This is a genomic window from Sphingomonas sp. PR090111-T3T-6A (assembly GCF_000383095.1).
Taxonomy (GTDB): Bacteria; Pseudomonadota; Alphaproteobacteria; order Sphingomonadales; family Sphingomonadaceae; genus Solisphingomonas.
In genome coordinates, this window is the sequence record NZ_AORL01000022.1 from 69,470 (window position 1) to 94,610 (window position 25,141).

The 25,141-nt window shown below is 69.6% G+C and carries 28 protein-coding genes; 10 read left to right on the forward strand and 18 right to left on the reverse strand.

Annotated elements, in window-relative coordinates; genetic code table 11:
- Positions 1 to 7: 7 nt before the first annotated feature.
- The 3 genes from ST3T6A_RS20950 to ST3T6A_RS0116085 are packed head-to-tail and all read right to left on the reverse strand — an operon-like array spanning position 8 to position 2,903.
- Complete coding sequence (locus tag ST3T6A_RS20950; protein ID WP_051103483.1) at positions 8 to 805, reverse strand: hypothetical protein; 798 nt, start codon at positions 803 to 805, stop codon at positions 8 to 10.
- A 53-nt stretch (positions 806 to 858) separates the two neighbouring features.
- Positions 859 to 2,178: a sensor histidine kinase gene (locus ST3T6A_RS0116080; RefSeq protein ID WP_019833978.1), complete on the reverse strand. Its 1,320-nt coding sequence runs from the start codon at positions 2,176 to 2,178 to the stop codon at positions 859 to 861.
- The gene (locus tag ST3T6A_RS0116085; protein WP_019833979.1) at positions 2,175 to 2,903 is read right to left on the reverse strand and encodes a response regulator; all 729 of its coding nucleotides are present in this window, start codon (positions 2,901 to 2,903) and stop codon (positions 2,175 to 2,177) included. Before ST3T6A_RS0116085 ends, ST3T6A_RS0116080 begins: the two co-directional genes overlap by 4 nt.
- Positions 2,904 to 3,024: 121 nt before the next feature.
- Here ST3T6A_RS0116085 and ST3T6A_RS20955 point away from each other — a divergent pair, with 121 nt between their 5' ends.
- Positions 3,025 to 3,555 carry a Spy/CpxP family protein refolding chaperone gene (locus tag ST3T6A_RS20955; RefSeq protein ID WP_019833980.1) on the forward strand — a complete coding sequence of 177 codons (531 nt, stop codon included), beginning with the start codon at positions 3,025 to 3,027 and terminating at the stop codon, positions 3,553 to 3,555.
- Between the two features lie 22 nt (positions 3,556 to 3,577).
- On the opposite strand, the gene ST3T6A_RS0116095 is transcribed toward ST3T6A_RS20955, so the two are convergent.
- A complete protein-coding gene (locus tag ST3T6A_RS0116095) occupies positions 3,578 to 4,270 on the reverse strand; it encodes a response regulator (protein ID WP_019833981.1) in 693 nt (230 codons plus the stop codon).
- 83 nt (positions 4,271 to 4,353) lie between these two features.
- Here ST3T6A_RS0116095 and ST3T6A_RS0116100 point away from each other — a divergent pair, with 83 nt between their 5' ends.
- Complete coding sequence (locus ST3T6A_RS0116100) at positions 4,354 to 7,014, forward strand: sensor histidine kinase (RefSeq protein WP_019833982.1); 2,661 nt, start codon at positions 4,354 to 4,356, stop codon at positions 7,012 to 7,014.
- An 85-nt stretch (positions 7,015 to 7,099) separates the two neighbouring features.
- The gene (locus tag ST3T6A_RS0116105; protein ID WP_019833983.1) at positions 7,100 to 7,996 is read left to right on the forward strand and encodes an oxidoreductase; all 897 of its coding nucleotides are present in this window, start codon (positions 7,100 to 7,102) and stop codon (positions 7,994 to 7,996) included.
- Here the strand turns inward: ST3T6A_RS0116105 and ST3T6A_RS21265 are convergent.
- Genes ST3T6A_RS21265 through ST3T6A_RS0116120 form a run of 3 tightly spaced genes read right to left on the reverse strand, consistent with a single transcriptional unit; the run spans position 7,993 to position 10,426 of the window.
- Positions 7,993 to 8,169: a DUF4169 family protein gene (locus ST3T6A_RS21265; protein WP_019833984.1), complete on the reverse strand. Its 177-nt coding sequence runs from the start codon at positions 8,167 to 8,169 to the stop codon at positions 7,993 to 7,995. The two genes, ST3T6A_RS0116105 and ST3T6A_RS21265, sit on opposite strands and share 4 nt — an antisense overlap.
- A complete protein-coding gene (locus ST3T6A_RS0116115) occupies positions 8,169 to 9,674 on the reverse strand; it encodes an ABC transporter permease/substrate-binding protein (RefSeq protein WP_019833985.1) in 1,506 nt (501 codons plus the stop codon). The genes ST3T6A_RS21265 and ST3T6A_RS0116115 overlap by 1 nt, the downstream gene beginning before the upstream one ends.
- Entirely contained in the window at positions 9,671 to 10,426 is a 756-nt protein-coding gene (locus ST3T6A_RS0116120) for an ATP-binding cassette domain-containing protein (protein WP_019833986.1), read from the reverse strand. The genes ST3T6A_RS0116115 and ST3T6A_RS0116120 overlap by 4 nt, the downstream gene beginning before the upstream one ends.
- A gap of 50 nt (positions 10,427 to 10,476) precedes the next feature.
- Here ST3T6A_RS0116120 and ST3T6A_RS0116125 point away from each other — a divergent pair, with 50 nt between their 5' ends.
- The 4 genes from ST3T6A_RS0116125 to ST3T6A_RS0116140 are packed head-to-tail and all read left to right on the forward strand — an operon-like array spanning position 10,477 to position 12,486.
- On the forward strand, positions 10,477 to 10,887 hold the full coding sequence (locus ST3T6A_RS0116125; RefSeq protein ID WP_026359790.1) for a metallopeptidase family protein: 411 nt from the start codon (positions 10,477 to 10,479) through the stop codon (positions 10,885 to 10,887).
- The gene (gene ccmA / locus ST3T6A_RS0116130; RefSeq protein WP_019833988.1) at positions 10,884 to 11,447 is read left to right on the forward strand and encodes a heme ABC exporter ATP-binding protein CcmA; all 564 of its coding nucleotides are present in this window, start codon (positions 10,884 to 10,886) and stop codon (positions 11,445 to 11,447) included. Before ST3T6A_RS0116125 ends, ccmA begins: the two co-directional genes overlap by 4 nt.
- On the forward strand, positions 11,444 to 12,079 hold the full coding sequence (locus ST3T6A_RS0116135) for a heme exporter protein CcmB (RefSeq protein ID WP_019833989.1): 636 nt from the start codon (positions 11,444 to 11,446) through the stop codon (positions 12,077 to 12,079). Before ccmA ends, ST3T6A_RS0116135 begins: the two co-directional genes overlap by 4 nt.
- 14 nt (positions 12,080 to 12,093) lie before the next feature.
- Positions 12,094 to 12,486: a cupredoxin domain-containing protein gene (locus tag ST3T6A_RS0116140; protein ID WP_157602944.1), complete on the forward strand. Its 393-nt coding sequence runs from the start codon at positions 12,094 to 12,096 to the stop codon at positions 12,484 to 12,486.
- Between the two features lie 3 nt (positions 12,487 to 12,489).
- Here the strand turns inward: ST3T6A_RS0116140 and ST3T6A_RS0116145 are convergent, their stop codons facing one another.
- The 11 genes from ST3T6A_RS0116145 to coxB all read right to left on the reverse strand — a co-directional run bounded on the left by ST3T6A_RS0116145 (position 12,490) and on the right by coxB (position 22,545).
- On the reverse strand, positions 12,490 to 13,353 hold the full coding sequence (locus ST3T6A_RS0116145) for a class I SAM-dependent methyltransferase (protein WP_026359791.1): 864 nt from the start codon (positions 13,351 to 13,353) through the stop codon (positions 12,490 to 12,492).
- Positions 13,354 to 13,364: 11 nt separating this feature from the next.
- The gene (locus tag ST3T6A_RS0116150) at positions 13,365 to 14,594 is read right to left on the reverse strand and encodes a M16 family metallopeptidase (protein ID WP_019833992.1); all 1,230 of its coding nucleotides are present in this window, start codon (positions 14,592 to 14,594) and stop codon (positions 13,365 to 13,367) included.
- Positions 14,591 to 15,991, reverse strand: coding sequence for a threonine synthase (gene thrC / locus ST3T6A_RS0116155; RefSeq protein WP_019833993.1), 1,401 nt, complete (start codon positions 15,989 to 15,991; stop codon positions 14,591 to 14,593). The genes ST3T6A_RS0116150 and thrC overlap by 4 nt, the downstream gene beginning before the upstream one ends.
- Positions 15,992 to 16,066: 75 nt before the next feature.
- Entirely contained in the window at positions 16,067 to 16,660 is a 594-nt protein-coding gene (locus ST3T6A_RS0116160) for an SURF1 family protein (RefSeq protein ID WP_019833994.1), read from the reverse strand.
- Positions 16,657 to 17,046, reverse strand: a complete 390-nt coding sequence (locus ST3T6A_RS0116165; protein ID WP_019833995.1) for a DUF983 domain-containing protein — start codon at positions 17,044 to 17,046, stop codon at positions 16,657 to 16,659. The genes ST3T6A_RS0116160 and ST3T6A_RS0116165 overlap by 4 nt, the downstream gene beginning before the upstream one ends.
- 98 nt (positions 17,047 to 17,144) lie before the next feature.
- The gene (locus ST3T6A_RS0116170; RefSeq protein WP_019833996.1) at positions 17,145 to 17,963 is read right to left on the reverse strand and encodes a cytochrome c oxidase subunit 3; all 819 of its coding nucleotides are present in this window, start codon (positions 17,961 to 17,963) and stop codon (positions 17,145 to 17,147) included.
- 48 nt (positions 17,964 to 18,011) lie between these two features.
- The gene (locus ST3T6A_RS0116175) at positions 18,012 to 18,557 is read right to left on the reverse strand and encodes a cytochrome c oxidase assembly protein (RefSeq protein ID WP_019833997.1); all 546 of its coding nucleotides are present in this window, start codon (positions 18,555 to 18,557) and stop codon (positions 18,012 to 18,014) included.
- A 10-nt stretch (positions 18,558 to 18,567) separates the two neighbouring features.
- A complete protein-coding gene (locus ST3T6A_RS21820) occupies positions 18,568 to 18,705 on the reverse strand; it encodes a hypothetical protein (protein WP_019833998.1) in 138 nt (45 codons plus the stop codon).
- Positions 18,705 to 19,619, reverse strand: a complete 915-nt coding sequence (locus ST3T6A_RS0116185) for a heme o synthase (protein WP_019833999.1) — start codon at positions 19,617 to 19,619, stop codon at positions 18,705 to 18,707. The genes ST3T6A_RS21820 and ST3T6A_RS0116185 overlap by 1 nt, the downstream gene beginning before the upstream one ends.
- A 105-nt stretch (positions 19,620 to 19,724) precedes the next feature.
- The gene (gene ctaD, locus ST3T6A_RS0116190; protein ID WP_019834000.1) at positions 19,725 to 21,398 is read right to left on the reverse strand and encodes a cytochrome c oxidase subunit I; all 1,674 of its coding nucleotides are present in this window, start codon (positions 21,396 to 21,398) and stop codon (positions 19,725 to 19,727) included.
- A gap of 10 nt (positions 21,399 to 21,408) precedes the next feature.
- A complete protein-coding gene (coxB, locus tag ST3T6A_RS0116195) occupies positions 21,409 to 22,545 on the reverse strand; it encodes a cytochrome c oxidase subunit II (RefSeq protein ID WP_019834001.1) in 1,137 nt (378 codons plus the stop codon).
- Positions 22,546 to 22,761: 216 nt separating this feature from the next.
- Here coxB and pyrE point away from each other — a divergent pair, with 216 nt between their 5' ends.
- The 3 genes from pyrE to ST3T6A_RS0116210 are packed head-to-tail and all read left to right on the forward strand — an operon-like array spanning position 22,762 to position 25,141.
- Positions 22,762 to 23,346 carry an orotate phosphoribosyltransferase gene (pyrE, locus tag ST3T6A_RS0116200; protein WP_019834002.1) on the forward strand — a complete coding sequence of 195 codons (585 nt, stop codon included), beginning with the start codon at positions 22,762 to 22,764 and terminating at the stop codon, positions 23,344 to 23,346.
- Complete coding sequence (locus tag ST3T6A_RS20445) at positions 23,343 to 24,416, forward strand: serine hydrolase domain-containing protein (protein WP_019834003.1); 1,074 nt, start codon at positions 23,343 to 23,345, stop codon at positions 24,414 to 24,416. The genes pyrE and ST3T6A_RS20445 overlap by 4 nt, the downstream gene beginning before the upstream one ends.
- On the forward strand, positions 24,413 to 25,141 hold the full coding sequence (locus tag ST3T6A_RS0116210; protein WP_019834004.1) for a pyridoxine 5'-phosphate synthase: 729 nt from the start codon (positions 24,413 to 24,415) through the stop codon (positions 25,139 to 25,141). The genes ST3T6A_RS20445 and ST3T6A_RS0116210 overlap by 4 nt, the downstream gene beginning before the upstream one ends.

The following is a 25,141-nucleotide window of genomic DNA, read 5'->3' on the forward strand; positions in this document are numbered from 1 at the left end:
CGGAGGCTCAGCCCCCGAAACCGCCGCCTCCGCCGCCGAAGCCACCACCGCCTCCGCCGAAGCCGCCACCGCCCATGCCGCCGCCATGGCCGCCATGATGGCCATGGCCACCTCGCCCGCCGCCGCCATTGCGGCCGCCATAGCCGCTCTGCCTACCGGCATGGAGATCGAGCTTGGGCAGCTCGTCGCGGGTCAGCACGCCGTCGCCGTTCGCATCGAGCAGCCTGAAGCGCTTGGACGCCGTCACCGCAAATTCCTGCCGCGAGATGGCGCGGTCGAAATTGAGGTCCGCCGACACCACCGGCTCAGGCGAATCGAGGAAGCCGTAGCGCCCCGCGCCGAGGCGCGTCGGATAGGGTGGCGGGGTGACGTTGCCGTCATCGTCGGCCTTGGCGAGCGAAGGGTCGCCATAGGTGCTCAGCACGCGAATCTCGGGCGCGACGTCGGTCTCGTAATGCTCGATCTCGTCGGGGCCGATCAGCCCGTCATGATCGGTGTCGAGCGTCGCGAAGAAACGCATCGCGTCGGCCTCGAACTCCTTGGGCGTGATGCGGTTGTCGTGATCGGCGTCGGCCTTGCGGAACCATTCCTCCGCCCCCGACACGCCCTCGGCGCCGTGGAAGGGCTCGCCCATCGGGCTGATGAAGATGTGCCCGCCCGCCAGCGGGGTCACCGCCGGCGCGGGAGCAGTGACCGTCACGGCTGGAGCAGGTGCAGGGGTCACCGGCGGCGCCTCCTGCGGAGCCGCGACGGCCGCGCTCCCCATCAGCAGCCACGCCCCGAACGACCATCCCGCGATACGCATGTCCATATCCTCTGGCACTTGTCCCTGTGCCGATAGCGCGGCCGGCGCCGCTGTCAAAGCGGCAGCAGGACACGGGCGAGCAGACCGCCGCCCGCCCGGTTGAAAAGCGTCACGTCGCCGCCGTGCGCGCGCGCCACCGCCCGCGCGCTGGCGAGGCCGAGGCCGCTGCCGCCCGTCTCCCGGTTGCGGGAAGGCTCGGCGCGGAAGAAGGGCTCGAACACCCGCTCCAGCAGCGCCTCGGGGAGGCCGGGGCCGTCATCGGCCACCTCGATCAGGGCATGGCCATCGGGCCTGGCGATGCGCACCCGCGCCTGCCCCGCATAGGTGACCGCATTGCCGATCAGGTTGGAGAGCAGCGCCTTCAGGCCAGAGACGTCTGCCTCGATCACGAGATCGTCGCCGGGCTCGACCGTCACGTCCGCGCCCATGTCGACCATGCCGTCGGCCACGCTCTCGGTGAGCGCGCGGAGGCTGAGCCTCTGCCGGCGCGGCGGCCGGCCGGTGTCGCGCACGAAGGCGAGTGCTGCGGCGATCATCTCCTTCATCTCGCCGATATCGGCTTCCATCGCGGCGCGATCGGCGGGCTCGGCCTTCTCGACGCGCAGCGCGAGACGCATCAGCGGCGTGCGCAGATCGTGCGCCATCGCCGCCGCCATCGTCACGCGATCCTCGACATAGCGCCCGATGCGGGCCTGCATCTCGTTGAAGGCGCCGGCCGCGAGCGCCACCTCGGGCGGCCCGTCGAGCGGCAGCGGCGGCGCGCGGGGGTCACGGCCCAGACGCTCGGCCGCCGCGGCGAACAGCCCGATCGGCTTGGCGACATGCCTTGCCACCAGCCACGCGAACGGCAGCGCTGCGACCAGCGTGCCCAGCAGCCAGAAGAGGATGCGCCAGTGCCACGGCTCGATTCCCCGCCGCTCGGCCTGCACCACGCGCCAGCGCCCGTCCGCCATGCGGTAGGCGGCGGTGAAGTGGCCGAACAGGATCTCGCCCGGCTCACCATGCGGGCGATCGAAATGGCGCGGCGGCATCGCGGGCCGCAGGAACAGAGGCGGCCGGTCGATCGCGACATGGACGTCGTCGATCGAGGCGCCCATCCGCTCGGCGAGACGCTGGCGCACGCGCTCGACATGGGGCTCGCCATTGTCGGGCGGCGGCGCCCATTCGGTGGTGACGCGATAGCCGCTGCCGCCGGGGATATCGCCGTGCAGCACCTGCGCCACCTCGGCGATCGGATAGAGGCGCGGCGTCGGCGGCGGCACCGACACCAGCATCGCGAAATCGAGCAGCTGCGCACCGAGCAGCGCGAACAGCATCACCCCGAAGATGCGCAGGAACAGCGGCAGCCGATGCCGCGCCGGGATGGCTCTCACGTCTGCGTCACCTTGGGCACGAACATATAGCCTTCGTTGCGGACGGTGCGGATCAGATCGCTGTCGCCCGCGCGGAGCTTGCGGCGCAGGCGGCTCACCTGCACGTCGATCGCCCGGTCGAACGCATCCGAATCCGGCCCGCGCGCGCCGTGGAGCAGCTCCTCGCGGGTCAGCACCCGGCGCGGCCGCTCGGCGAAGACGCGCAGCACCGCGAACTCGCCGTCGGACAGATGGACCAGCACGCCGTCCGGATCGAACAGCTCGTGCGAATCGAGGTCCATCCGCCAGCCCATGAAGGCGAACCCCCGCCGCGCCTCGGCCTCGGGCGCCTTCTGCCGGCGCAACAACGCGCGGACATGCGCGAGGATCTCGCGCGGGCTGCACGGCTTGGAGAGATAATGGTCGGCGCCCAGCTCGAGCCCGACGATGCGGTCCTGCTCGTCGCCCAGCGCCGAAAGCAGGATGACCGGCGGCCCACCCCCCTGCACGAGGCGGCGGCAGGCGGTGAGCCCGTCCTCGCCCGGCATCATCACGTCGAGAATGACGAGATCGACCCCGCCGCGCGCCAGCACCCGGTCCATCTCCACGACGCCGGACGCCGTCGTCACGCGATAACCATAGGCGCTGAGCCGCTCGGCCAGCAGCAGGCGGATGCCCGCATCGTCGTCGACGACCAGCAGGTGCGCGATCGACTCAGCGGCGCGCTCGGGGAACGGTGCCTCCATGTTCATCCTCCCGCGATGCCGCGAAGATGTGTGCGGCGAATTTCGACGGTGCTAATCTGCGGACATTCCGCCGACACAAAAGCGGGGGAACCAGGATCGTCAACCATTGAGGGGATATCCTTTGCGCACGCTGTTCCTGATCGCGCTCGCGGCAGGTCTCGCCGCACCCGCGCTCGCCGCCGATCCGGCGACGCCCGCACGCACGCCGCACGCCGGCTGGGCCCGGCCGGACTTCGCCAAGATCCGCGCCCAGCATGTCGACGATGTCGCGCTGCTGCTCGGCCTGCGCGCCGACCAGCGCCCCGCGCTCGAAGCCTTCCTGAGCGCGATCGAGCCGCACCGCGGCTTCCGCGAGGGCGGGATGCGCCGGCCGGAAGGCGACACGCCGCCCACGGGCGACGAAGGCACGCTCGCCCGCCTCGACCGCATGTCGGCCCATCTCGACCGTCGCGACGCCGACGCCAAGCAGAAGATCGAGGCGACGCGCAAATTCTACACCGGCCTCACCCCCGACCAGCAGCCCCGTTTCGACGCGCTGGACCGCCTCCACCATCAGGCCGAGCGCGGGCGGATGGGGATGCGCGGCGGCTGGCAGGGCCATGGCCGTGGCGGCCCCGGCGGCAAGGACATGCCGCCGCCTCCGCAGAACTGATGCCTCCCGGCCGGGCGTCCGATCAGGCGCCCGGCTTCAGGCGATAGCCGACGCCCAGCTCGTTGACGATCAGCGAGGGGCGCGCCGGGTCCGCCTCCAGCTTCTGGCGCAGGCTGCGCACCACGATGCGCAGATACTCCACCCGATCGGCCTGCGCCGGCCCCCAGACCTCGCGCAGGATCTGGGCATGGCTCAGTACCCGGTCGGGCTTCGCGGCAAGCAGCGCCAGCACGCCATATTCCTTGGGCGCGAGGTGCACCTCGGCGCCGTCCCGCGTCACGCGGCGATGGTCGAGATCGATCACCAGCCCGCCCGCCTCGATCCGGTGCGCCGCGCCCTGCGCGTCGAGCCGGTGGCGCAGCGCCGCGCGGATGCGGGCGAGCAGCTCCTCGGTGTCGAAGGGCTTCACCAGATAGTCGTCGGCGCCGAGATCGAGCGCGGCCACCTTCTCCGACGTCGCCTCGCGCGCCGAGACCACGATCAGCGTCGCCTCGCTGCCGCGCTTCAGGAGTTGCACCAGCTCCAGCCCGTCGCGATCGGGGAGGCCCAGATCGAGCAGGATCACCTGCGGCTTCTCGATCGACAGCAGCGATAGCGCCTCCCGCGCGCTCCCCGCCTCGGCGACGGCATGGCCGGAGCGCTCCAGCGTGACGCGGAGCAGGCGGCGGATGGCGGGATCGTCCTCGATGACGAGCAGCTTGGGGGGCAGGGCCATGGCGCGACGATTATGCCGTTGCCGTGGCCGCGTCGAGCCAGCCCGTAGCCTGATCCGTTATGGCAGCGTACAGATCATCCTCTATGGCGACCCACAGCGACCAACCTCCCCGCCCCTCCCCGGACGCGCTGCTGCGCCGCGCGACGCGCGAAGAGCGCGGGCAGCTCAAGATATTCCTCGGCGCGGCGCCGGGCGTCGGCAAGACCTACGAGATGCTCACCGACGGCGCCGAGCGGCTGCGTGCCGGGGTCGACGTGGTGGTGGCCGTCGTCGAGACGCACGGGCGCACCGAGACCGAGGCGCTCATCCAGCCCTTCGAGATCGTCCCCCGCCGCCAGATCGAGCATCACGGCCGCACGCTGACCGAGATGGACATCGACGCGGTGCTGGCGCGCCGCCCGCAGCTCGCGCTCGTCGACGAATATGCCCACTCCAATGTGGAGGGCAGCCGCCACCCCAAGCGCTGGCAGGATGTCGAGGAACTGCTCGCCGCCGGGATCGACGTCTACACCACGCTCAACATCCAGCATGTCGAGAGCCTCAACGACGTGGTGGCGAGCTTCACGCGCGTCCGCGTGCGCGAGACGGTGCCCGACAGCGTGTTCGAGGGCGCCGAGATCAAGGTGGTCGACCTGCCGCCCGACGAGCTGATCGAGCGGCTGAAGGAGGGCAAGGTCTATGTGCCGGAGGAGGCGACGCGCGCCCTCCAGCATTTCTTCTCCAAGCCCAACCTCTCCGCGCTGCGCGAGATGGCGCTGCGCCGCGCGGCGCTCAGCGTCGACCGGCAGATGCTGGAGATGCTCGATGCGGGCGCGCTGCCCGGCGTCTATGCCGGCGGCGAGCGCGTGCTCGTGGCGGTCAGCGAGCAGCCCGGCGGCGACGCCCTGATCCGTGTCGCCAAGCGCCTGTCCGATGCGCTGCGCGCGCCATGGTCGGCGATCGTGATCGAGACGGCGCGGGCAGAAGGCTTCAGCGAGGCGCAGCGCCAGCGCATCGCCGACGTGTTGCGACTCGCCGCCAGCCTCGGCGCGACCATCGCCCGCGTGCCGGCAGAGGATGTCGCGTCCGGCCTCATCGATCATATCGCCGCCACCCGCACCACCCAGCTCGTCATCGGCAAGTCGCGGCGGAGCTGGTGGTTCGAGGCGCGCCACGGGTCGGTGGTGGACCGGCTGCTCAAGGGCGGGCCGGAGGGCCTTGCGCTCCACGTCATCCCCGCCACCGCGCCGGCCGAGCGGCCGCGCCGCGGCCTCGCGCCGCTCACTCGCGGCTGGGGTGGCCCGTCGAGCTATGGCGCGGCGCTGGCGCTGGTCGCCGTGACCACGGTGATCGACCATTTCGCCGAGCCCCTGGTCGGCGCGGGCGGGCTCGACCTCATCTATCTGCTGCCCGTGATCCTGACGGCGGCGCGTTTCGGCCTGCGCACCGGCCTGTTCGCCAGCGTCGCGGCGGGGCTCGCCTATAATTTCTTCTTCCTGCCGCCGCTCTACAATTTCACCATCGCCGATCCGCAGAGCCTGCTCACCATGCTAGTGCTGATCGGCATCGCCGGGCTGGTCAGCCATCTTGCCGGCCGGCTCAAGGCGCGCGCGACGCTCTCCACACGCAGCGCCACCGAGAACGCCTCGGTCGCCGCCTTTGCGCAGGCGCTCGCCCGCTCCTCCACCTGGCAGGAGACGGCGTCGACGATCTGCACCGAGGTCGGCCTGCTGCTCGGCTGCGACACGCTGCTGCTGGCCGAACGCGACGGCGTGGTGATGGTGAAGGCCGCAGCACCCGAGGCAGCGCCGCTGGGGCCGGTGGATCAGGCAGCGGCCGAATGGTGCTGGAGCCGGGGCGAGCCCGCCGGGCGCGGCACCGCGACGCTCACCGCCGCCGACTGGCAGTTCCACCCGCTCAAGACGGCGCTCGGCACGCTCGCCGTGCTCGGCCTCGCCCGCGACGACGGCACCGATCCGGTGCCCGCCGATCGCACCGTGCTGCTCTCCACGCTGGTCGGGCAGGCGGCGCTGGCGCATGAGCGGCTCCGGCTAGAGGGCGAGATGCGCGAGTTGGGCCTGCTCAAGGAGCGCGACCGGCTGCGCGCCGCCCTGCTCTCCTCGATCGGGCATGACCTGCGCACGCCGCTCACCTCGGTGGCCGGCGCGGTCGAGGCGCTGGCGGCGGAGGCGCCCGCCTCGCCCGCCGTGGCGATGGCCCGCGCGGAGGTCCGCCGCTTGAAACGTTTCCTCGACAATCTCGTCGACATGGTGCGCATGGATGCGGGCGCGCTCCAGCTCGCGCCCGAGCCCATCGACCTCACCGATGCCGTCAGCAGCGCCGTCCACGATCTGCGCGACACGCTGCGCCACAACCGCATCGATCTCGCCATCCCCGGCACGCTGCCGCTGGTGCAGACCGATCCGCGCCTGCTTCACCACATCCTCATCAACCTGCTCGCCAACGCCACCCAGCATGGCGACCCGGAGGGGCCGATCGCGATCGAGGCGCGCCGCGTGGCGGGCGGGCTGCTGCTCGAGGTGCGCGATCATGGCCCCGGCATCGAGCCCGGCGCCGAGGAGGCGATCTTCGAGACCTTCGCGCGCGGCAAGGGCAGCGACCGGAGCGGGGATTCCGGCCTCGGCCTCGCCATCGTCAAGGGATTCGCCGACGCGCTCGGCATCGGCGTCGCCGCCGCCACCGATCCGGCGGGCGGCGCCGTCTTCACGCTGAGCATACCCGAAGAGGCGCTGGTCGCAGCCTGATGGGGGTATCACGGATGGCCGTTGCCGCATGGGGCCGATCGGCCGATAGGGCTGTCGACAGCCGCTCGCCAGGGGAATCGTTGGGATGAAGCGCTGGACGATCGCCGATATGGGCCGGCAGGATGGCCGGCGCGTCGTCGTCACCGGCGCCAACAGCGGCATCGGCTATGAGACGGCGCGGGCTTTGGCCGAAGCCGGCGCCGACGTCATCCTCGCCGCGCGCGACGAGGCGAAAGGCCGGGCCGCGGCGGAGGCGATCGGCCATGGCACGACCTGGCAGCCGCTCGACCTCGCCAGCCTCGCCTCGGTGGAGCGCTTCGCCGAGGCGCAGCTCAAGGCGGCGCGGCCGATCGACCGGCTGATCCTCAACGCCGGGGTGATGGCGCTGCCGGAGCGGCGCACCACGCCGGACGGCTTCGAACGCCAGCTCGGCACCAACCTGCTCGGCCATTTCGCGCTGGCGGCGCGGCTCTGGCCGCTGCTGGCAGCGGGCGCGCGCGTGGTGCCGCTCGCCAGCATCGCCGCGCGGCGGGGGCGGATCGACTTCGACGATCCGATGGCGGAGCGGCGTTACGATCCCTGGGCGGTCTATGCGCAGAGCAAGCTCGCCATGCTGATGTTCGGGCTGGAGCTGGCGCGCCGCGCGGTGGGCACCGGCGTCGCGAGCCTGCCCGCGCACCCCGGCTTCGCGCGGACCAACCTGCTTGCCAACGGGCCGGGGACGGGCGGCATCCGGGGCTGGTCGATCCGCTATCTCGGCAATTTCGTCAGCCAGTCCGCCGCCGAAGGCGCACTGCCGGTGCTGCGCGCGGCGACCGACCCGGACATGCATTCGGGCGACTATCTGGGCTCGGTCGGCCCCTTCGAGCTGCGCGGGCCGCCGGGACGCGCCGCCGTTCCGCTCGCCGCGCGGGATCATGACGCCGCCGCCCGGCTCTGGGCGATGGCGGAGGATTGGGTGGGGCTGCCCTTCCGCCCCTAATCCTCGCGCTTCGCTCCATCGAGCAGCGCCTTGCGGCGGGCCTGCTCGGTGGCCTCTGCCTCGCGCTCAGCCTTGGTACGGCCGAATTTGGCGCGGTTGGTCTCGGCCTGTTTCGCCGCATCCACGCGCGCCTTCGCCTTGCGGACGCGGTTGAGGTTGACGATCTCGGCCATCAGCGATGCTCCAGTTGCGCGGCCAGCCAGCGAGCCGCGGCCTCGGGGCTCGCCTTGTCGCGGTCCCGGTCGACCATGTAGTTGGCGCGGCGCATCGCTTCCACCGGGATCGCGCCGACCAGCGGCCGGATCGCTTTCAGAAAGCGCGCGTCCCCGGCATGGGCCGGCGACACCAGCAGGATCGCATCATAGCCCGGCAGCGCCCGCGCCGGATCGGGGAGCACCACCAGATCGTCCGCCGCGATCCGTCCATCGCTGGAGAAAGCGGAGATGACATCCGCCTGCCCGCTCTCCAGTGCGCGATACATGAAGCTCGGCGCATAGGCGCGCGAGGCGGCGAAGCGCAGCCCATAGGCCTCGCGCACCGCCCGCCATTCGGGCCGCGACAGGAATTCGAGGTCGGCCCCCAGCGTCAGCGAGGGCGCGGCCGCCGCCAGCGTGCGCAGGTCCGTGACATGATGCCGCGCGGCGCCCTGCCGCGTCATCGCCAGCGCATAGGCATTCTCGAAACCCAGCGGGCCAACCAACGCGGCAGGCTTCAGGAAATCAGCGATGCCGGCCAGCGTCTCAGGCTTGGGCGCGGGCCTTGTCCGGTGCATCGAATCCGCCCAAATCGTGCCGGAATAATCGACATAGACATCGATATCGCCTTGCCTGAGCGCCCTGAGCGCCACCGCCGAGCCCAGCCCCTCGCGATAGCTCACCGCATAGCCCGCCTGCTCCAGCCGCGCGCCGATCAGGCGGGCGAGGATGAATTGCTCGGAGAAATTCTTGGCGCCGACCACCACCGGCCGCGCGCCTCCCCCCAGCAACGGCGCGCAGGCCAGCAGCAGCCCCGTCGCCACACCGAGGCTCCCCACCGTCAGCGACCAGCGCTCCCGCCGCGCCAGCCCGCGCTCGATCAGCGCCAGCAGCGCGTCCGCCACGAGGGCCAGCGCCGCCGAGGCGAGGCAGCCCGCCAGCACCTGCGACCAGTCCTCGGTCTGGAGACCGGAGAAGATCAGGTTGCCGAGGCTCGCCGCGCCCACGGTGGTCGCGAGCGTGGCAGCGCCGATCGTCCAGACGGTCGCGGTGCGGATGCCGGCCATCACCACGGGCGCGGCCAGCGGAGCCTCGACCAGTCGGAGCCTCTGCCCGGCCGTCATGCCGAGCCCGTCCGCCGCCTCGATCACCCCCGGATCGAGCCCGCGCAAGCCAGCCACCACATTCCGCAGGATCGGCAGCAGCGCATAGAGCGCCAAGGCCAGCCACGCCGGCAGGAAGCCCAGCGCCGGCACGCCATGCCCGATCGCCAGCAGCAGCGGGTAGAAGAGCGCCAGCAGCGCGAGGCCGGGAATCGTCTGGATCACCCCCGCCACGCCCAGCGCGGCTCCTGCCAGCCGGGGCCTGCGCGCCGCGACGAAACCCAGCGGCAGCGCCACCACCAGCGCCAGCCCCAGCGCCGCGGCCGACAGCAGCAGGTGATGCGCGGCGAGGCCGGGCAGCGGGGCGAGGAGTTCGCTCACGCCTTCAACGCCTCGATGCGCTCCGCCTGCCGCGCCGCGACCGCGACGAGCGCGCTCGCCTCCTCGCCCGCGCGGCCGGCGAGCATCTCGGCGGGGGTCGCATCGCCGACGATCCTGCCCTTCGCCATCACGAGGATGCGATCCGCCAGCAACAGCGCCTCGGCCATGTCGTGCGTCACCATCAGGCTGGTCAGCCCCAGCCGCTCGTGCAGGGCGCGATAGCGCCGGCCGATCGCATCGCGCGTCACCGGATCGAGCGCGCCGAAGGGCTCGTCGAGCAGCATCAGCTTCGCGCCCGTCGCCAGCGCGCGGGCCACCCCCACCCGCTGCCGCTCTCCCCCGGACAGCGCCGAGGGCGCACGGACCGCATAAGCGGCGGGCAGCTCCACCATCTCCAGAAGCGCCGCGACATCGGCCGGCGCATCGCCCGCGAGGCGCGGCACCAGCCCGATATTCTCGGCGACGCTCATATGCGGCATCAGCCCGATCGACTGGAAGACATAGCCGATCCGCCGCCGCAGCAGATGCGCCGCCCCCTCCGCCACGTCCGCGCCCTCGATCAGCACGCGCCCCGAATCGGGTTCCACCAGCCGGTTGACCATGCGCAGCAGCGTCGACTTGCCCGCGCCCGATCCTCCGACCAGCGCCACGAAGCTGCCCGCCGCGATCGCGCAATCGACATCCGAGACGGCGGCGCCGGCATAGCGTTTCGTCACGCCTTCGAATCGGATGTCCGGCCCGGTCTCGTCCAATCGCCCCTCCGCTGGCGCACCGCCGCCGGCTCTTCTACTGTCCGGCAAGCATGACCGCCCGTCAAACCCCCTGGGGGCCTTCCCCCGACGCCGCCACCATCGAGGCGATGGCCCGCGCGACCATGGCGCGCCTGCCCGAACCCTTCCGCCGCCATCTCGGCACGGTGGTGCTGCGCGTCGAGGAGTTCGCCGACGAGGCGACGCTGGACGAGCTGGACATCGACGATCCCTTCGCGCTTTCCGGCCTCTATCGCGGCCGCCCGGTGGGGATGAAGAGCGTCGACGACACAGGCACGCTGCCCGACATGATCCACCTCTATCGCCGCCCGATCCTCGACGAATGGGCCGAGACGGGGGTGACGCTGGAGGCGCTGGTCGCCCATGTGCTGATCCACGAGGTCGGCCATCATTTCGGCCTCTCCGACGACGACATGCACGCGCTGGAGGCTTCCGCCTCATGATGCTGGCGATGCGCGGCGTCGCCTGCTTGCGCGGCGACCGGCTGCTGTTCGAAGGGCTCGACCTCGCGCTGACGGGCGGCGAGGCGCTCGTCGTCACGGGGCCGAACGGCATCGGCAAGTCGAGCCTGCTGCGTATCGCCGCCGGCCTGCTCCGCCCGGCGGCGGGGACGGTGGAGCGACCGGCACGACTCGCATGGCTGGGCGAGCAGGCGGCGCTCGATGGGGACCAGCCCCTGGGCGAGGCGCTCGGTTTCTGGGCGAAGATCGATCGTGCCGAGGGGCTGGAGGCCGCGATGGAGACAATGGGGGTTGCCCATCTCGCCCGTGTGCCGGTGCGCTATCTCTCGACCGGCCAGCGCCGCCGGGCCGCGATCGCACGCACCATCGCCAGCGCCGCGCCACTGTGGCTGCTCGACGAGCCTTCTAACGGGCTCGACGTCGAAGGCGTCGAGCGGCTGGGCCACGCCATGACCACGCATCGGTCGAACGGCGGCGCGGTGCTGGCGGCGAGCCATATCTCTCTCCCGCTCGACGGCGCCCGGACGCACGCGCTCGCATGATCCTGCCGCTGATCCGCCGCGACGCCGCGCGAGGCCTGCGCGCCGCCGGGCTCCCCGTCGCCTTCTTCCTGATCGCGGCAACGCTCTTCCCCTTCGCGGTCGGGCCAGACGCGAAGCTGCTCGCCAGGACGGGGGGCGGAATGTTGTGGCTCGCCGCGCTCCTCGCCGCGCTGCTGCCGGTCGAACGGCTGGTGGCGCCCGACGCCGAGGCCGGCATCCTCGACCAGCTCGCCGTGCGCGGGTTCGCGGACGAATCCGTGGCGGCAGCGAAGATCGTGGCGCACTGGCTGGGCTTCGGCCCGCCGCTGATGCTGGCGGCGCTGCCCGGCGCGGCGTTGCTCGGGCTCGACGGGGCGACGCTCCTTCGGCTGGAGGCGGGGCTCGCCATCGGCACGCCGGCGCTGGCCGCGCTGGGCTTCACCGTCGCCGCCCTGACGGCGGGCTTGCGCGGTGCGGGCGCACTGGCGGGGCTCATGCTGCTGCCGCTCGCCGTGCCGCTGCTGATCTTCGGCGCGGGCGCGATTCAGGCAGATGGGGCCAGCGCGATGAAGCTGCTCGCCGCCGTGTCGCTTCTTTTCGTTACGGGTGCACCCTTTGCCGCGGGTGTGGCGTTGAGGGCGATCAGGGAATAGCCACGAAGGAGACCATGATGCGCAAGACGATGCTGCTCGCCGCCTCTCTTCTCGCCGCCACGCCGGCCCTCGCCGCACCGCCGCCGCCCAAGCCGACCACCGTCACGGTCAACATGGGCGACCGCAAGTTCCGCCCGCAGGTGATCCGCCTCAAGGGAGGCCAGCTCTATCGCCTGCGCCTCGTGAACCCGGACCGTACCGAGCATGATTTCTACGCGCCCGCCTTCTTCGGCGCGGCGAAGCTCTTTCCGGCCGATGCCGGCGCGCTCCAGAAGAGCCGCCTCAACGTGCCCGGCCATTCGAGCCGCACCATCCGCCTGATCCCGCGCCGGGGCCATTATGATCTCAAATCCTCCAAGGCGCTCGACGTCGCCTCGGGGATGCAGGGGCAGATCCTCGTCTACTGAGGCTTAGTCGCGCGTCCAGCGGGCGAAGATGGCGGTGGGGAGCAGCAGGCCGCGCGCCTCCTCGCGCACCGCCATCTCACCGGCCTCGACCCTTCCGCCAAGCGGGGCGGTGGCTTGGGCGAGCAGCTCCGCGATCGCGATCGCCGACATGCGCACCGCATAGACGGTGAGGACGAGGAATTTCGATTCGGGCGTCAGCAGCTTCACGCAGTCCGCGATGAGGCCGGGGAGCCCCTCTTCCAGCCGCCACGTCTCGCCGGTCGGCCCGCGCCCGAACTTGGGCGGATCGAGCATGATCCCGGCATAGGTCCGCCCGCGGCGCACCTCGCGCGCGGTGAACTTCACGGCGTCGTCGATCATCCAGCGGATCGGCTTGTCCGCCATGCCCGACAGCAGGGCGTTGGCCTTGCCGTTCTCGACCGACTTCTTCGACGCGTCGACATGGGTGACTTTCGCGCCCTTCGCCGCCAGCGCGAGGCTGCCCACGCCGGTATAGCCGAACAGGTTCATCACCTCGTCGCCGTCCGCGACCTTGTCGCGCATCCACGCCCATTGGGGGGCCATGTCGGGAAAGAAGGCGAGGTGGCGGAAATTGGTGTTGGCGGCGTGGAACTTCACGTCGGCCCAACCGAGCGGCCAGTCCTTCGGCACGTTGCGACCCAGATGCCAGCGCCCGCCGCCCTCCTCGTCGGAGGCGCCGATGAACTCGCCGTCATGCTTCCACTCGTCAGAGGCCGGCGCCCACATCGCCTGCGGCTCGGGGCGGACGAAGCGGAAGCGGCCATAGCGCTCCAGCTTCCGGCCATGGCCGGAATCGATCAGGCCGTAATCGGCCCAGGGTTCGGTGACGAGGGTGTCGAGCTTCACGAGATATCCGTTCACGCCACGCGGGCGAGCTTGCCGCCGACGCTGGCCGTCGCGAGGCCGCCGGAGAGCGCGGTCGCTCCCGCCTGACGTGCCTGTGCCAAGTCCACCGCGTCGATCTGCGCCACCGTCTCGGCGACGGGGACGATGCGGCCCTGCACCTGCACCTGCCGCGCGAGATGGTCGCAGCGCGACTGCACCGATTCGAGGCCCATCAGCAGCCCGGCCTTGGCCTGCGCCTTGGCGCGCTGAAGCTCGGTCTCGTTGAGATCCTCGGCGGAGCGGGTCAGCACCTCGCGCGACAGCGCGAAGGCGCGCGGCGCTTCCGCCTTGGCCGCCGCGCAATAGACGCCGAGCTGCCCGGTATCCGCCGAGGCCGCGCTCCACGCATAGATGGAGTAAGCGAGCCCGCGCTCCTCGCGCACCTCCTGGAACAGCCGCGACGACATGCCGCCGCCGACCGCGCTGGCGAAGAGGTTGAGCGCATAGACATCGTCATGGCGCTGGTCGACGCCGGGGTGCGCGAAGGCGATGTGGACCTGATCGAAGCGCCGCGCGTCGGTGACGACGCCGCTGGTGAACCGCGCCGGCTCGAACACCGGCGGGCGACCGGCCTCGAGATCGCCGAAGCGCGATTCCGCGAGCCTGAGCAGCGCATCCTCATCGACCTTGCCGGCGGCGGCGAGGATCAGGCCGGCGGGGCGATATTGCTCCTCCAGCCAGCGACGGAGCGCCGCCACGTCGATCGCGGCGATGCTGGTCTCGTCGCCCAGCACCGGGCGGCCATAGGTCTGCCCCTGATAGGCGGCGGCTGAGAGATGATCGAAGATGATGTCGTCGGGCGTGTCGCGCGATTCGCCGAGTTCGGCGAGCACGACCTGCTTCTCGCGCTCCAGCTCCTCGGCCGAGAAATGGGGGGCACGCACCAGATCTGCGATGAGGCCGACGCCCAGCGCCAGATCGTCCGGCAGCAGGCGCGCGTGGAAGACGGTGGTGTCGCGCGAGGTCCAGGCGTTGAGCTGGCCGCCGACATCCTCGGCGGCTTCCGCTATGGCGCGCGCGCTCCGCTCGCCGGCGCCCTTGAACACCATATGCTCGACCATGTGGGCGAGCCCGGTCAGATGCGCGGGCTCCGACCGGCTGCCGACATCGGCATAGAGGCCGACCGCGAGCGTCTCGACACCCGGCATCGGGTCGATCGCGACGGTCAGCCCGTTGGGCAGGCGGTGGAGCTTCGCCGTCATGCGCGCGCGACCGCCCGCTCGGCGATATAGCCGGTGATGGCGTCGAAGCTGGCGGGGAGGACGGCGCAGCGCTCCTCCTTCTCCATGAGGCCGGCGATCCGCTCGGGCAGCGCCGGGCGGACGCCGGTCGCGGCCTCCACCGCATCGCCGAACTTGGCCGGGTGCGCCGTCGCCAGAGTCACCACCGGCACGTCGGCGGGAAGGTCGGCTGCGCGCGCGGCGGCAAGGCCGATCGCGGTGTGCGGATCGATCACCTGCCCTGCCGCGCCATGCGCCCAGCGCATCGCCTCCACCATCGCGTCATGATCGATGCGGGCGCTCGCGAAATCGGCCGCCGCGCGATCGCGCAGGCTCACCGGCAGCGTCATCGTCCGATCCCGCTCGAAACCCTGCATCGCTGCGTCGAGCGCTCCGGCGTCCCGGCCGTGCAGGTCGAACAGCAGCCGCTCGAAATTGGAGCTGACCTGGATGTCCATCGACGGCGTCTGGGTCGGCGAGACGGTGCCCGTCGAATAATCGCCGGCCGACAGCGCGCGGTGGAGGATGTCGTTGACGTTGGTGGCCACGATCAGCCGCGCCACCGGCAGACCCATGCGGCTCGCCACATAGCCCGCGAACACGTCGCCGAAATTACCCGTCGGCACCGAGAAGGCGACGGCACGATACGGCGCGCCGAGGCGCACGGCGGTGTAGAAATAATAGACGATCTGGGCCGCCAGCCGCGCCCAGTTGATCGAGTTCACCGCCGAAAGCTGGAAGCGGCCAGCGAAATCCCGGTCGCCGAACATCTGCTTCACCAGCGCCTGTGCCTGATCGAAATCGCCCTCGATCGCGATGTTGTGGACGTTGGGCGCGAGCACCGTCGTCATCTGCCGGCGCTGCACGTCGGAGACGCGGCCCTTGGGGTGCAGCATGAAGATGTCGACATGCGCGCGGTTGGCCACCGCCTCGATCGCCGCCGATCCGGTGTCCCCCGAGGTCGCGCCGACGATGGTGAGATGCTGGTCGCCCTTCGAGAGGAAGCGCTCGAACAGCAGACCGAGAAGCTGGAGCGCCACGTCCTTGAACGCCAGCGTTGGGCCGTGGAACAGCTCCATCAGGAAATGGCGATGGTCGAGCTGCGCGAGCGGCGTCACCGCGGCATGGCTGAAGCGGCCATAAGCGGCCTCGCACAATCCGCGCAGCTCCGCCTCGCTCAGCGCCTCGCCGACGAAGGGCGCGAGAATCCGCACCGCCGTCTCCGCATAGGAGAGCCCGGCCAGCGCCTCGATCTGGGCGCGCGTCAGCGTCGGCCAGGTCTCGGGAACATACAGGCCGCCGTCGGAGGCAAGGCCGGTAAGCGTGGCGGCTTCGAAGCCGAGCGCGGGAGCGCGCCCTCGGGTGCTGATATAGCGCATATGGCCCGGCGGCTTAAACGTCAGGGGCCGGGGCGGCAAGCAAACAAGACTTGCCCGCGCCGCAGATGGCCCATGTCAGGAAGCGGCGGGCGGACGGCGACGGCGGAGCGCGATGCCATAGATGACCACCGCCACGCCCGCGAACAGGAACCACTGCACCGCATAGGCGAAATGGTTGTTGGGAATATCGTCCAGGCTCGGCGGGGCGCTGGGCTGAAGGCCGGGCGCGGGTTCGTCCGATACGAGCAGCACCTGGCCGTCATGATCGGGACCGATCACGCCGCGAACCTGCCCGCCCTTCCATGCAACAGGCGCGCCGGAATCCTTCGACCAGCCCATATCCATCGCGATGCCCGGCCCCTCGGCGCCGGTGCGGCAGTCGGCGACATGCCGCCAGCCGGGCTCGCCCGCCCGATTGCGCCCCGCGCTCGCGCGCCAGCCGACCGGTTGCAGGCAGAAGGCCTCCGAATGCCGGAACAGCAGGGTCTGGTCGGTCGGAATGCGGGGGAAGGCCACCGGCGGCTTGCCGGCTGCGGCGGCATATTCGGCGAGCAGCACCTCCTTCCAGTGGAGCCGCCGGATCTGCCAGAAGCCAAGCGCCACCATCGCCGCCACCGCCAGCACGACGAGCAGAGTCGGGAGCACGGGCAGGCGCAGGCGGCCGCTCATGGCTCGGAGCGGTCCTCGATGATGCGTCCCTCGCGGGCGCGGTGGCGATATTCGGACGCGATCAGCATCCCCTTGGCGACGCGCAACGCCCCGACCACCAGCCCGATCGTGATGGGCGGCCACAGCAGGATATGCACCCAGACCGGCGGGTGCGCGGTCAGCTCCAGCGTGATCGCGCCGATGGAGACCAGCGCGCCGATGACGAGCGTCAACAGGGCCGCCGGCCCGTCGCCGACATTGAAGGCGTCATAATCGAGCCCGCAGGCCCGGCACCGCGACGCGAAGCGGATCACGCCGGCGAACAGCGTCGGGGCGCCGCAACGCGGACAGACCCCCTTGATTCCCACCTGCACGATGGTGGGCTCGGCCTTGGGCGTATCGATCATCGCCTCAGCATCCTCATCGGCGCGGATATGGCAACCGGACAGGACAAGGGGCGGAAGCCGCCGCCCCCGCCCCTTCGCGTTCCGGTCGGGCGTCGCCGTCAGCCGGCGTAGGTCGCGCCCCAGCCGCCCCAGACATAGATGGAGACGAACAGGAACAGCCACACCACGTCGACGAAGTGCCAGTACCAGGCCGCCGCCTCGAAGCCGAAATGCTGACGCGGCGTGAAGTCGCCTTGATAGGCGCGGAACTGGCAGACGGCGAGGAAGATGGTGCCGACGATCACATGGAAGCCGTGGAAGCCGGTCGCCATGAAGAAGGTCGCACCGAAGATATTGCCCTTAAAGGCGAAGGGCGCGTGGATATATTCCCACGCCTGGATCGACGAGAAGAGCAGGCCCAGCGCAATCGTGCACCACAGGCCCTGCTTCAGGCCCCGGCGGTCCCCGTGGATCAGAGCATGGTGCGCCCAGGTGACGGTCGTGCCCGAGCAGAGCAGGATCATCGTGTTGAGCAGCGGGAACTGGAACGGATTGAGCGGCGTGATGCCCTTGGGCGGCCATACGCCGCCGACCGCTTCCACCGCCTTGGGGAAGAGCGAGGCATCGAAGAACGCCCAGAACCAGCCGAGGAAGAACATCACTTCCGAGGCGATGAACAAGATCATGCCGTAGCGCAGGTGAAGCTGCACGACCGGCGTGTGATCGCCGGCATGGGCCTCCTTCACCACGTCCACCCACCAGCTCGCCATGCAGAACAGCACAAGCAGAAGCCCTGCCGGCGCGATCAGCGTCCCGTAGGGAACCGAGTGAAGATACATGATGAAGCCGGAAGCCAGCACCAACGCCGAGAAGGCTGTCAGCAACGGCCATGGGCTGGGGGGCAAGATATGATAGTCGTGGTTCTTCGCACCGGCCATCGCTGCATCCCTTATTTCCGGCTCTATTCGGCCTGATTCATCCTGAGCTTAGCTATCGCTGGGCTTCTGGTCCACAGGATAGAATGTGTAGGAAAGCGTGATTTCGCTGACCCCCTGATCGTCGCGGTCCTTGAGGAATTGGGGGTCGATGTAGAACACTACCGGCATACGCTGCGTCTCGCCGGGCTGGAGCGTCTGCTGCGTGAAGCAGAAGCACTGCACCTTGACGAAATATTGCGCGCTCTGGTCCGGCGAGATGTTGAAAGCGGCCGATCCCGTCACCGGCTTGTCGGTGAGGTTGGTGGCGTTGAAGAAAGCGAGCTGGCGCGCGCCGATCGCCACGCGCTCGGTCTTCTGCTCGGGCTCGAAGCGCCAGCCGAGCGCCGGGCTCACATTGGCGTCGAAGCGAACGGTGACGATGCGGCCGGTCGAGCCCGGCGCCTTCGCGCCCTCCTCGATGCGGGCGGTGCCGCCGAAGCCGGTCTTCTGGCAAAAGATGCGGTAGAGCGGCACCGCGGCAAACCCCACGCCGACCATCGAGCAGGCGACAGCGCCCGCGATCAGGCCGGTGCGGAGATTGCGCGAAACGCTCACCCCGCTCTCCTCACAGCATCTTCGCGATGCTGATCGCGTAGAACAGGATGACGAGCGCGAACAGGATCAGCGCCGTCACGATCGAGCGCGACCGCTGGCGCTTGCGGATCGCCGCGTCGTCGGCCGGGGTGGGATCGGGCCGCGCCATCAGGCGAACCACAGCCTGTCCACCACCAGCACGCCGAAGCTCGCGAACAGGTAGAGGATCGAATAAGCGAACAGCCGGCGCTCGGCCTTCATCAGCGCGGGATCCTCCTCGCGGCTGAAGCCGACACGGGTGGCCAGCACCAGGAAGACGAGATTCAACGCCACCGCCGCCACGCCATAGATCGGCCCGGCCAGCCCCAGCGGCCAGGGCAGGATCGCCACCGCCACCATCGGCAGCGTGTAGAGAAAGGCCTGGAGCCGCGTCGCCTTGGTGCCCGCCACCACCGACATCATCGGCACGCCGGCGGCCGCATAGTCCGAGTTCACGAACAGCGACAGCGCCCAGAAATGGGGCGGCGTCCACAGGAAGACGAGCAGGAAGAGCAGCACGGGCAGCAGGTCCACCCGCCCCGTCACCGCCGCCCAGCCGATCAGCGCCGGAAAGGCCCCGGCCGCGCCGCCGATGACGATGTTCTGCGGCGTCCGGCGCTTCAGCCAGACGGTGTAGATCAGCACATAGAAGAGGATCGAGACGGTGAGGATCGCGGCGGCGAGCAGGTTCACCGCCAGCCCCATCAGCACCACCGAGAAGACACCCAGCCCGACGCCGAAATGCAGCGCCGCCTGCCGCTCCATGCGGCCCGCCGGCAGCGGCCGGTTGCGGGTGCGCTTCATCTTGGCGTCGAGATCGGCCTCATACCACTGATTGAGCGCCGCCGCCGCGCCCGCCCCCATGGCGATGCACAGGATCGCGGTGAACGCCAGCACCGGATGGATATGCCCCGGCGCGATCAGCAGGCCGCACAGCCCGGTGAAGACCACCAGCGTCAGCACGCGCGGCTTGGTCAGCGCCCAGAAGTCGCGCCAGTCTGCTGGGAGCCCCGCAACAGGGGCTTCGATAGGCGCAGTCGCCATTCGGTCCTTCATCGTAAATGCCGTCACCCGGAATGAGTCCCCATCCCGGGCGCGGCCCTTAGCAGAAATCCGCCCTGCTGTGGAATCGGGCGCACCCCCGGAGGATCAGTCGATCCTCGGGAGCGTCTCGAACTGGTGATAGGGTGGCGGGCTCGGCAGCGTCCACTCGAGCGTGGTGGCGCCCTCGCCCCACGGATTGGCCGGCGCCTTCTTCCCCGCCGCGAACGTGTAGATCACGTTGACGAAGAAGATGATCATGCCGACGGCCATCACTTCATAGCCATGGCTGGCGACGCCGTTCCACTTGGCGAAGGCATCCGGATAATCCGGATAGCGACGCGGCATCCCCTGCGCACCGAGGAAGTGCATCGGGAAGAACAGCATGTTCACGCCGATGAAGAACACCCAGAAATGCAGGTGGCCGAGCAGCTCGCTGTACATCTTCCCCGACATCTTGGGGAACCAGTAGTAGAAGCCCGCGAACAGCGAGAACACGGCGCCCAGCGACAGCACATAGTGGAAGTGGGCGACGACGTAGTAGGTGTCCTGGAAATAGTTATCGATGCCGCCATTGGCGAGCACCACGCCGGTCACGCCGCCGACGGTGAACATGAAGATGAAGCCGAGCGCCCACACCATGGGCACCCGGAAGTCGATCGAGCCGCCCCACATCGTCGCGATCCACGAGAAGATCTTGATGCCGGTCGGCACCGCGATCACCATCGTGGCAGCGGTGAAGTACATCTTCGTGTTCACGTCGAGGCCGGTCGTATACATGTGGTGCGCCCACACGACGAAGCCGACCACGCCGATCGCGACCATGGCGTAGGCCATGCCGAGATAGCCGAACACCGGCTTCTTCGAGAAGGTCGCGATGATGTGGGAGATCATGCCGAAGCCCGGCAGGATCATGATGTAGACCTCGGGGTGACCGAAGAACCAGAACAGGTGCTGGTACAGGATCGGGTCGCCACCGCCCGACGCATCGAAGAAGGTCGTGCCGAAATTACGATCGGTCAGCAGCATGGTGATGGCAGCGGCCAGCACCGGCAGCGCCAGCAGCAGCAGGAAGGCCGTCACCAGCACCGACCAGGCGAAGAGCGGCATCTTGTGCAGCGTCATGCCCGGCGCGCGCATGTTGAAGATGGTGGTGATGAAGTTGATCGCGCCGAGGATCGACGAGGCGCCCGCGAGGTGCAGCGACAGGATCACCATGTCGACCGATGGCCCCGCCGATCCGGATGTCGAGAGCGGCGCATAGAGCGTCCACCCCGTCCCCGCGCCGTCCGCCGTGCCGCCGCTCACGAACAGCGATCCGAGCAGCAGCGTGAAGGACGGCACGATCAGCCAGAAGCTGACATTGTTCATGCGCGGGAAGGCCATGTCCGGCGCGCCGATCATGATCGGGACGAACCAGTTGCCAAAGCCGCCGATCATCGCCGGCATCACCATGAAGAACACCATGATGAGGCCGTGCGCCGTCACCATCACGTTCCAGAAGTGCAGCGCCGCGTCGTTGCCGGCGGGCTCATGGAAGAAATGCGCCATGGCGGGCAGATACTGGATGCCCGGATGGGCCAGCTCGGCCCGCATCATGCCCGAGATCGCGCCGCCGATGATCCCCGCGGTGATCGCGAAGATCAGATAGAGCGTGCCGATGTCCTTGTGGTTGGTCGACAGGAACCAGCGCGAGAAGAAGCCCGGCTTGTGATGAGCATCATGATGCCCATGGCCTTCTTCGTGCTGGAAGAAATGGGCGTTGGCCGTCGTGTCGGTCATGATCCTCGCCTCAGTTCGTCGTGGCGGCCGTCGTCGCGGGCTGGGCCGCGGCGGTCGCATTCTCGGTCGGGGTGGAGGGCGTGCCCGCCATCGGCGTCGGCGCGGCCGTGGTCGCCGGCGGATTGCTGATCGGCGAGTTCGCCGTCGCATCCGGGCTCGCAGGCTTGCCCTTCAGCGTGCCGCCATTGGCCGCCACCCACTCGGCGAACTGCTGCTTGGTCACCACCTCGACCGCGATCGGCATATAGCCGTGCCGCGCGCCGCACAGCTCCGAGCACTGGCCGTAATAGAGGCCGGGGCGATCCACCTTGAACCAGGTTTCGTTGAGGCGACCGGGCACCGCGTCCATCTTGATCCAGAAGGCCGGCACCGCGAAGGAGTGGATCACGTCGTCCGACGTGGTGATCACCTTCACCACCGCGCCCGCCGGCACCACCATGCGGGCATCGACGCCAAGCTGGCGGGGTTCGCCGCGCTTCTTGTCCTCGTCATCCTTGAGGATGTTGGAGACGACCTCGAAGTCGCCATTGTCGGGATATTGATAGGACCAATACCACTGGTGCCCGATCACCTTCACAGTGAGATCCGGCTTGGGCGTCGAATATTGCGCCGCGAGCAGCTTGATCGACGGCACCGCGATCACCAGCAGGATCAGCACCGGCATCACCGTCCAGATGATCTCGATCACCGTGTTGTGCGACGTGCGCGAGGGCACCGCATTGGCGCGGCGATTGTAGCGCACCGCCACCCAGAGCAGCAGGCCCAGCACCAGCAGGCAGATGACGGTGATGATCGGCATCAGCACGGTGTTGTGCATCCAGGCGGCGAATTTGCCGAGGTCGGTCACCTGGGTCTGGAGCGCGATCTGGTCGGTCGGCTGACCGATGCCCGGTGTCGGGCCGTAGAATTGCGGGATCGGGGTCTTGCCGGGCGTTGCGGCCGGCTGAGTCGCCGCGGCGGCGGGAGCAGGGGTCGGCGCGCTGGCCGAAGTGACAATCTGCGGCGCTTGTCCCGAGGCCGGCGCGGTCGCCGTGGCCGTGGGAGTTGCCGTTACTGGCGCTGGTGCCGGCGCTTGTGCCGATGCGGCGCCCGCCAGCGCCAAGACTCCCAGACCGACCGCGATGAGCTTTGACTTCACCCTCGTCATGTCACCCCTCTTCCCGCGATGGACTGTCGCGGACAGTAAGCCCTGCAACGACCATTCAAAGGGGTTATAACAGCGGTTTTCCAACCCTCAAGCGCTGGTCCTGCCAAATAAATGCGAAACAAAGCGGGACTGGGAACCGCCACACAAGCATTGATGCCCGGCCTCCGCACGCCTATCAGGCCGCCATCCGGGGGTTGGTTGACGATAGAGGCGATTATGACGGACGACGAAGTGCTGGCGGAATTCCGCGCGGCCCATGCGCTGCTGGACGGGCATTTCATTCTGTCGTCGGGCCTGCGAAGCCCCACCTATCTCCAGTGCGCCCGCGTGCTGATGGACCCGAAGCGCGCCGCGCGCCTCTGCGCCGAGCTGGCCTCGCGGCTGACGCCTGCCGTCCATGCCGGCGTCTCGGCGGTCGTGTCGCCGGCGATGGGCGGCGTGATCGCGGGCTATGAGATGGCGCGCGCGATGGGCGTGGACGCGATGTTCGTCGAACGCCCGACCGGCACGTTCGAACTGCGCCGCGGCTTTTCGCTGGAGCCGGGCCAGAAGGTGCTGATGATGGAGGACGTCATCACCACCGGCCTCTCCTCCCGCGAGGCGATCAAGGCCATCGAGGCAGCCGGCGGCCGCGTGATCGCGGCGGCCTGCCTGGTCGACCGCTCGGGCGGCAAGGCCGACATCGGCGTGCCGCTGACCGCGCTCGTCACCATGGAAGTGCCGACCTATTCGCCCGACTCGCTGCCGGCCGATCTGGCCGCCATCCCCGCGATCAAGCCGGGCAGCCGGGCCGCCGCGTGAAGCTCGTTGCGAGCGTCCTGGCGCTCGCATTGCTGGCGGCGGCCCCCGCGCCGCCGCCTGTCCTCGACCGGCTGATCGCGGACGCCCATTTCGAAGGCGTCGTGGTCGCCGGGAGCGAGGACAAGCCCGATACGGTGATCGCCACCGGCCTCGCGGCGAAGGGCGAGCCCAACCGCGCCGATGCGATCTGGCGCTGGGCCTCCGTCTCCAAGCAGATCAGCACCGCCATCGCCATGCAGGAGGTGGAGGCCGGCCGACTCGATCTCGACCAGCCGGTGACGACCTATTGGCCCGACTGGCCGCAGGTCTTCTCGGACCGGATCACGATGCGCGACCTGCTCCGCCACACCAGCGGGCTCGCCGATCCCAATCAGAGCGGGCCGACTCTGCCCGACGGGATGCCGCTCTTTTATCGCCCCCCGGCGGGTCAGGGCAGCATGGCCTATGAGGCCACCCATTTCTGCGCCGAGCATCCGCGTGCCGAGCCGGGCGTCTCCTATCACTATAACAATTGCGACTTCATCGTGCTGGGCGCGCTGCTGGAGCGGACCACGGGGAAGAGCTTCGCCTCCCTCGTCGACGAGCGGATCGCGAAGCCGCTCGGGCTCTCTATCGGGCTGTTCGATCCCGAGCGGCCGGCGGTGCGCCACGTCCTCGGGCTGGAGAAGCCGGGCGTCCCGGAGAATATCGGCAATCTCGGCACCTACGGCGCATCGGGATCGCTCTACGGCTCGCCGCTCGATCTCTACGCCTTCGACCGGGCGCTCCTCACCCACAGGCTGCTCGGCGAGGCGGCGACCGATGCGATGTGGAAGGGCGATCCCAAGCTCGGCGCCGCCGCGCTCGGGCAGTGGCAATATAGCGTCACGCTCGCCGGATGCCCCGCCCCCACTTCCATCGTCGAGCGCCGGGGGCAGATCGGCGGCGTTCAGATTAGAAACTTTATCCTGCCCGAAACGAAGCGGGCTCTTGTCCTCTTCACGCGGCGGGGCGATTTCGATTTCGGCGAGGTTTGGCAGGCCAAGGGCTTCGCCTATGAAATGCTGTCGACGATAGGGTGCAGGGCATGACCGCAAGACTGAGGCTGGGCGTCAACATCGATCATGTCGCCACGATCCGCAACGCGCGGGGCGGCGGCCATCCCGATCCGCTGCGCGCCGCCGAGATCGCAGCCGCCGCCGGTGCTGACGGCATCACCGCGCATCTGCGCGAGGATCGCCGCCACATCACCGACGACGACATCGCCCGCCTGCGCGAACGCATCGCGCTGCCGCTGAATTTGGAGATGGCCGCGACCGAGGAGATGCTGGCGATCGCTTTGAAGCATCGCCCCCACGCCGCCTGCATCGTCCCCGAGCGACGCGAGGAGCGCACCACCGAGGGCGGGCTCGACGCCGCCGGCCAGATCGCGACGCTCACGCCCATCGTCGGCAAGCTGCGCGACGCCGGCATCCGCGTCAGCCTGTTCATCGAGCCGACCGCCGCCCAGATCGAGGCGGCCGTGAAGCTCGGCGCGCCCGTGGTCGAGTTCCACACCGGCGCCTATGCCCATTTCCCCGAGGCTGACCGCGCGCCCGAACTGCGCCGCCTCACCGACGCGGTTGCGCTGGCCGCCAAGAACGGCATCGAGCCCCATGCCGGCCATGGCCTCACCACCGCCAATGTCGGCCCGGTCGCGGCGATCCCCCAGATCGCGGAGCTGAACATCGGCCATTATCTCATCGGCGAGGCGATCTTCATCGGCCTCGACGCCGCGATCCGCGAGATGCGTGCCGCCATGGACGTCGCACGATGA

Coding starts and splice junctions, on each gene's coding strand:
- ST3T6A_RS0116160 (WP_019833994.1), bottom strand. CDS start 16,660: ATGAGCGGCCGCCTGCGCCTGCCCGTGCTCCCGACTCTGCTCGTCGTG.
- ST3T6A_RS0116095 (WP_019833981.1), bottom strand. CDS start 4,270: ATGGCCCTGCCCCCCAAGCTGCTCGTCATCGAGGACGATCCCGCCATC.
- ST3T6A_RS0116135 (WP_019833989.1), top strand. CDS start 11,444: ATGATCCTGCCGCTGATCCGCCGCGACGCCGCGCGAGGCCTGCGCGCC.
- pyrE (WP_019834002.1), top strand. CDS start 22,762: ATGACGGACGACGAAGTGCTGGCGGAATTCCGCGCGGCCCATGCGCTG.
- ST3T6A_RS0116165 (WP_019833995.1), bottom strand. CDS start 17,046: ATGATCGATACGCCCAAGGCCGAGCCCACCATCGTGCAGGTGGGAATC.
- coxB (WP_019834001.1), bottom strand. CDS start 22,545: ATGACGAGGGTGAAGTCAAAGCTCATCGCGGTCGGTCTGGGAGTCTTG.
- ST3T6A_RS20950 (WP_051103483.1), bottom strand. CDS start 805: ATGCGTATCGCGGGATGGTCGTTCGGGGCGTGGCTGCTGATGGGGAGC.
- ST3T6A_RS21820 (WP_019833998.1), bottom strand. CDS start 18,705: ATGGCGCGGCCCGATCCCACCCCGGCCGACGACGCGGCGATCCGCAAG.
- ST3T6A_RS0116185 (WP_019833999.1), bottom strand. CDS start 19,619: ATGGCGACTGCGCCTATCGAAGCCCCTGTTGCGGGGCTCCCAGCAGAC.
- ST3T6A_RS0116100 (WP_019833982.1), top strand. CDS start 4,354: ATGGCGACCCACAGCGACCAACCTCCCCGCCCCTCCCCGGACGCGCTG.
- thrC (WP_019833993.1), bottom strand. CDS start 15,991: ATGCGCTATATCAGCACCCGAGGGCGCGCTCCCGCGCTCGGCTTCGAA.
- ST3T6A_RS0116085 (WP_019833979.1), bottom strand. CDS start 2,903: ATGGAGGCACCGTTCCCCGAGCGCGCCGCTGAGTCGATCGCGCACCTG.
- ST3T6A_RS0116140 (WP_157602944.1), top strand. CDS start 12,094: ATGATGCGCAAGACGATGCTGCTCGCCGCCTCTCTTCTCGCCGCCACG.
- ST3T6A_RS0116150 (WP_019833992.1), bottom strand. CDS start 14,594: ATGACGGCGAAGCTCCACCGCCTGCCCAACGGGCTGACCGTCGCGATC.
- ctaD (WP_019834000.1), bottom strand. CDS start 21,398: ATGACCGACACGACGGCCAACGCCCATTTCTTCCAGCACGAAGAAGGC.
- ST3T6A_RS0116210 (WP_019834004.1), top strand. CDS start 24,413: ATGACCGCAAGACTGAGGCTGGGCGTCAACATCGATCATGTCGCCACG.
- ST3T6A_RS21265 (WP_019833984.1), bottom strand. CDS start 8,169: ATGGCCGAGATCGTCAACCTCAACCGCGTCCGCAAGGCGAAGGCGCGC.
- ST3T6A_RS0116125 (WP_026359790.1), top strand. CDS start 10,477: ATGACCGCCCGTCAAACCCCCTGGGGGCCTTCCCCCGACGCCGCCACC.
- ST3T6A_RS0116105 (WP_019833983.1), top strand. CDS start 7,100: ATGAAGCGCTGGACGATCGCCGATATGGGCCGGCAGGATGGCCGGCGC.
- ccmA (WP_019833988.1), top strand. CDS start 10,884: ATGATGCTGGCGATGCGCGGCGTCGCCTGCTTGCGCGGCGACCGGCTG.
- ST3T6A_RS0116170 (WP_019833996.1), bottom strand. CDS start 17,963: ATGGCCGGTGCGAAGAACCACGACTATCATATCTTGCCCCCCAGCCCA.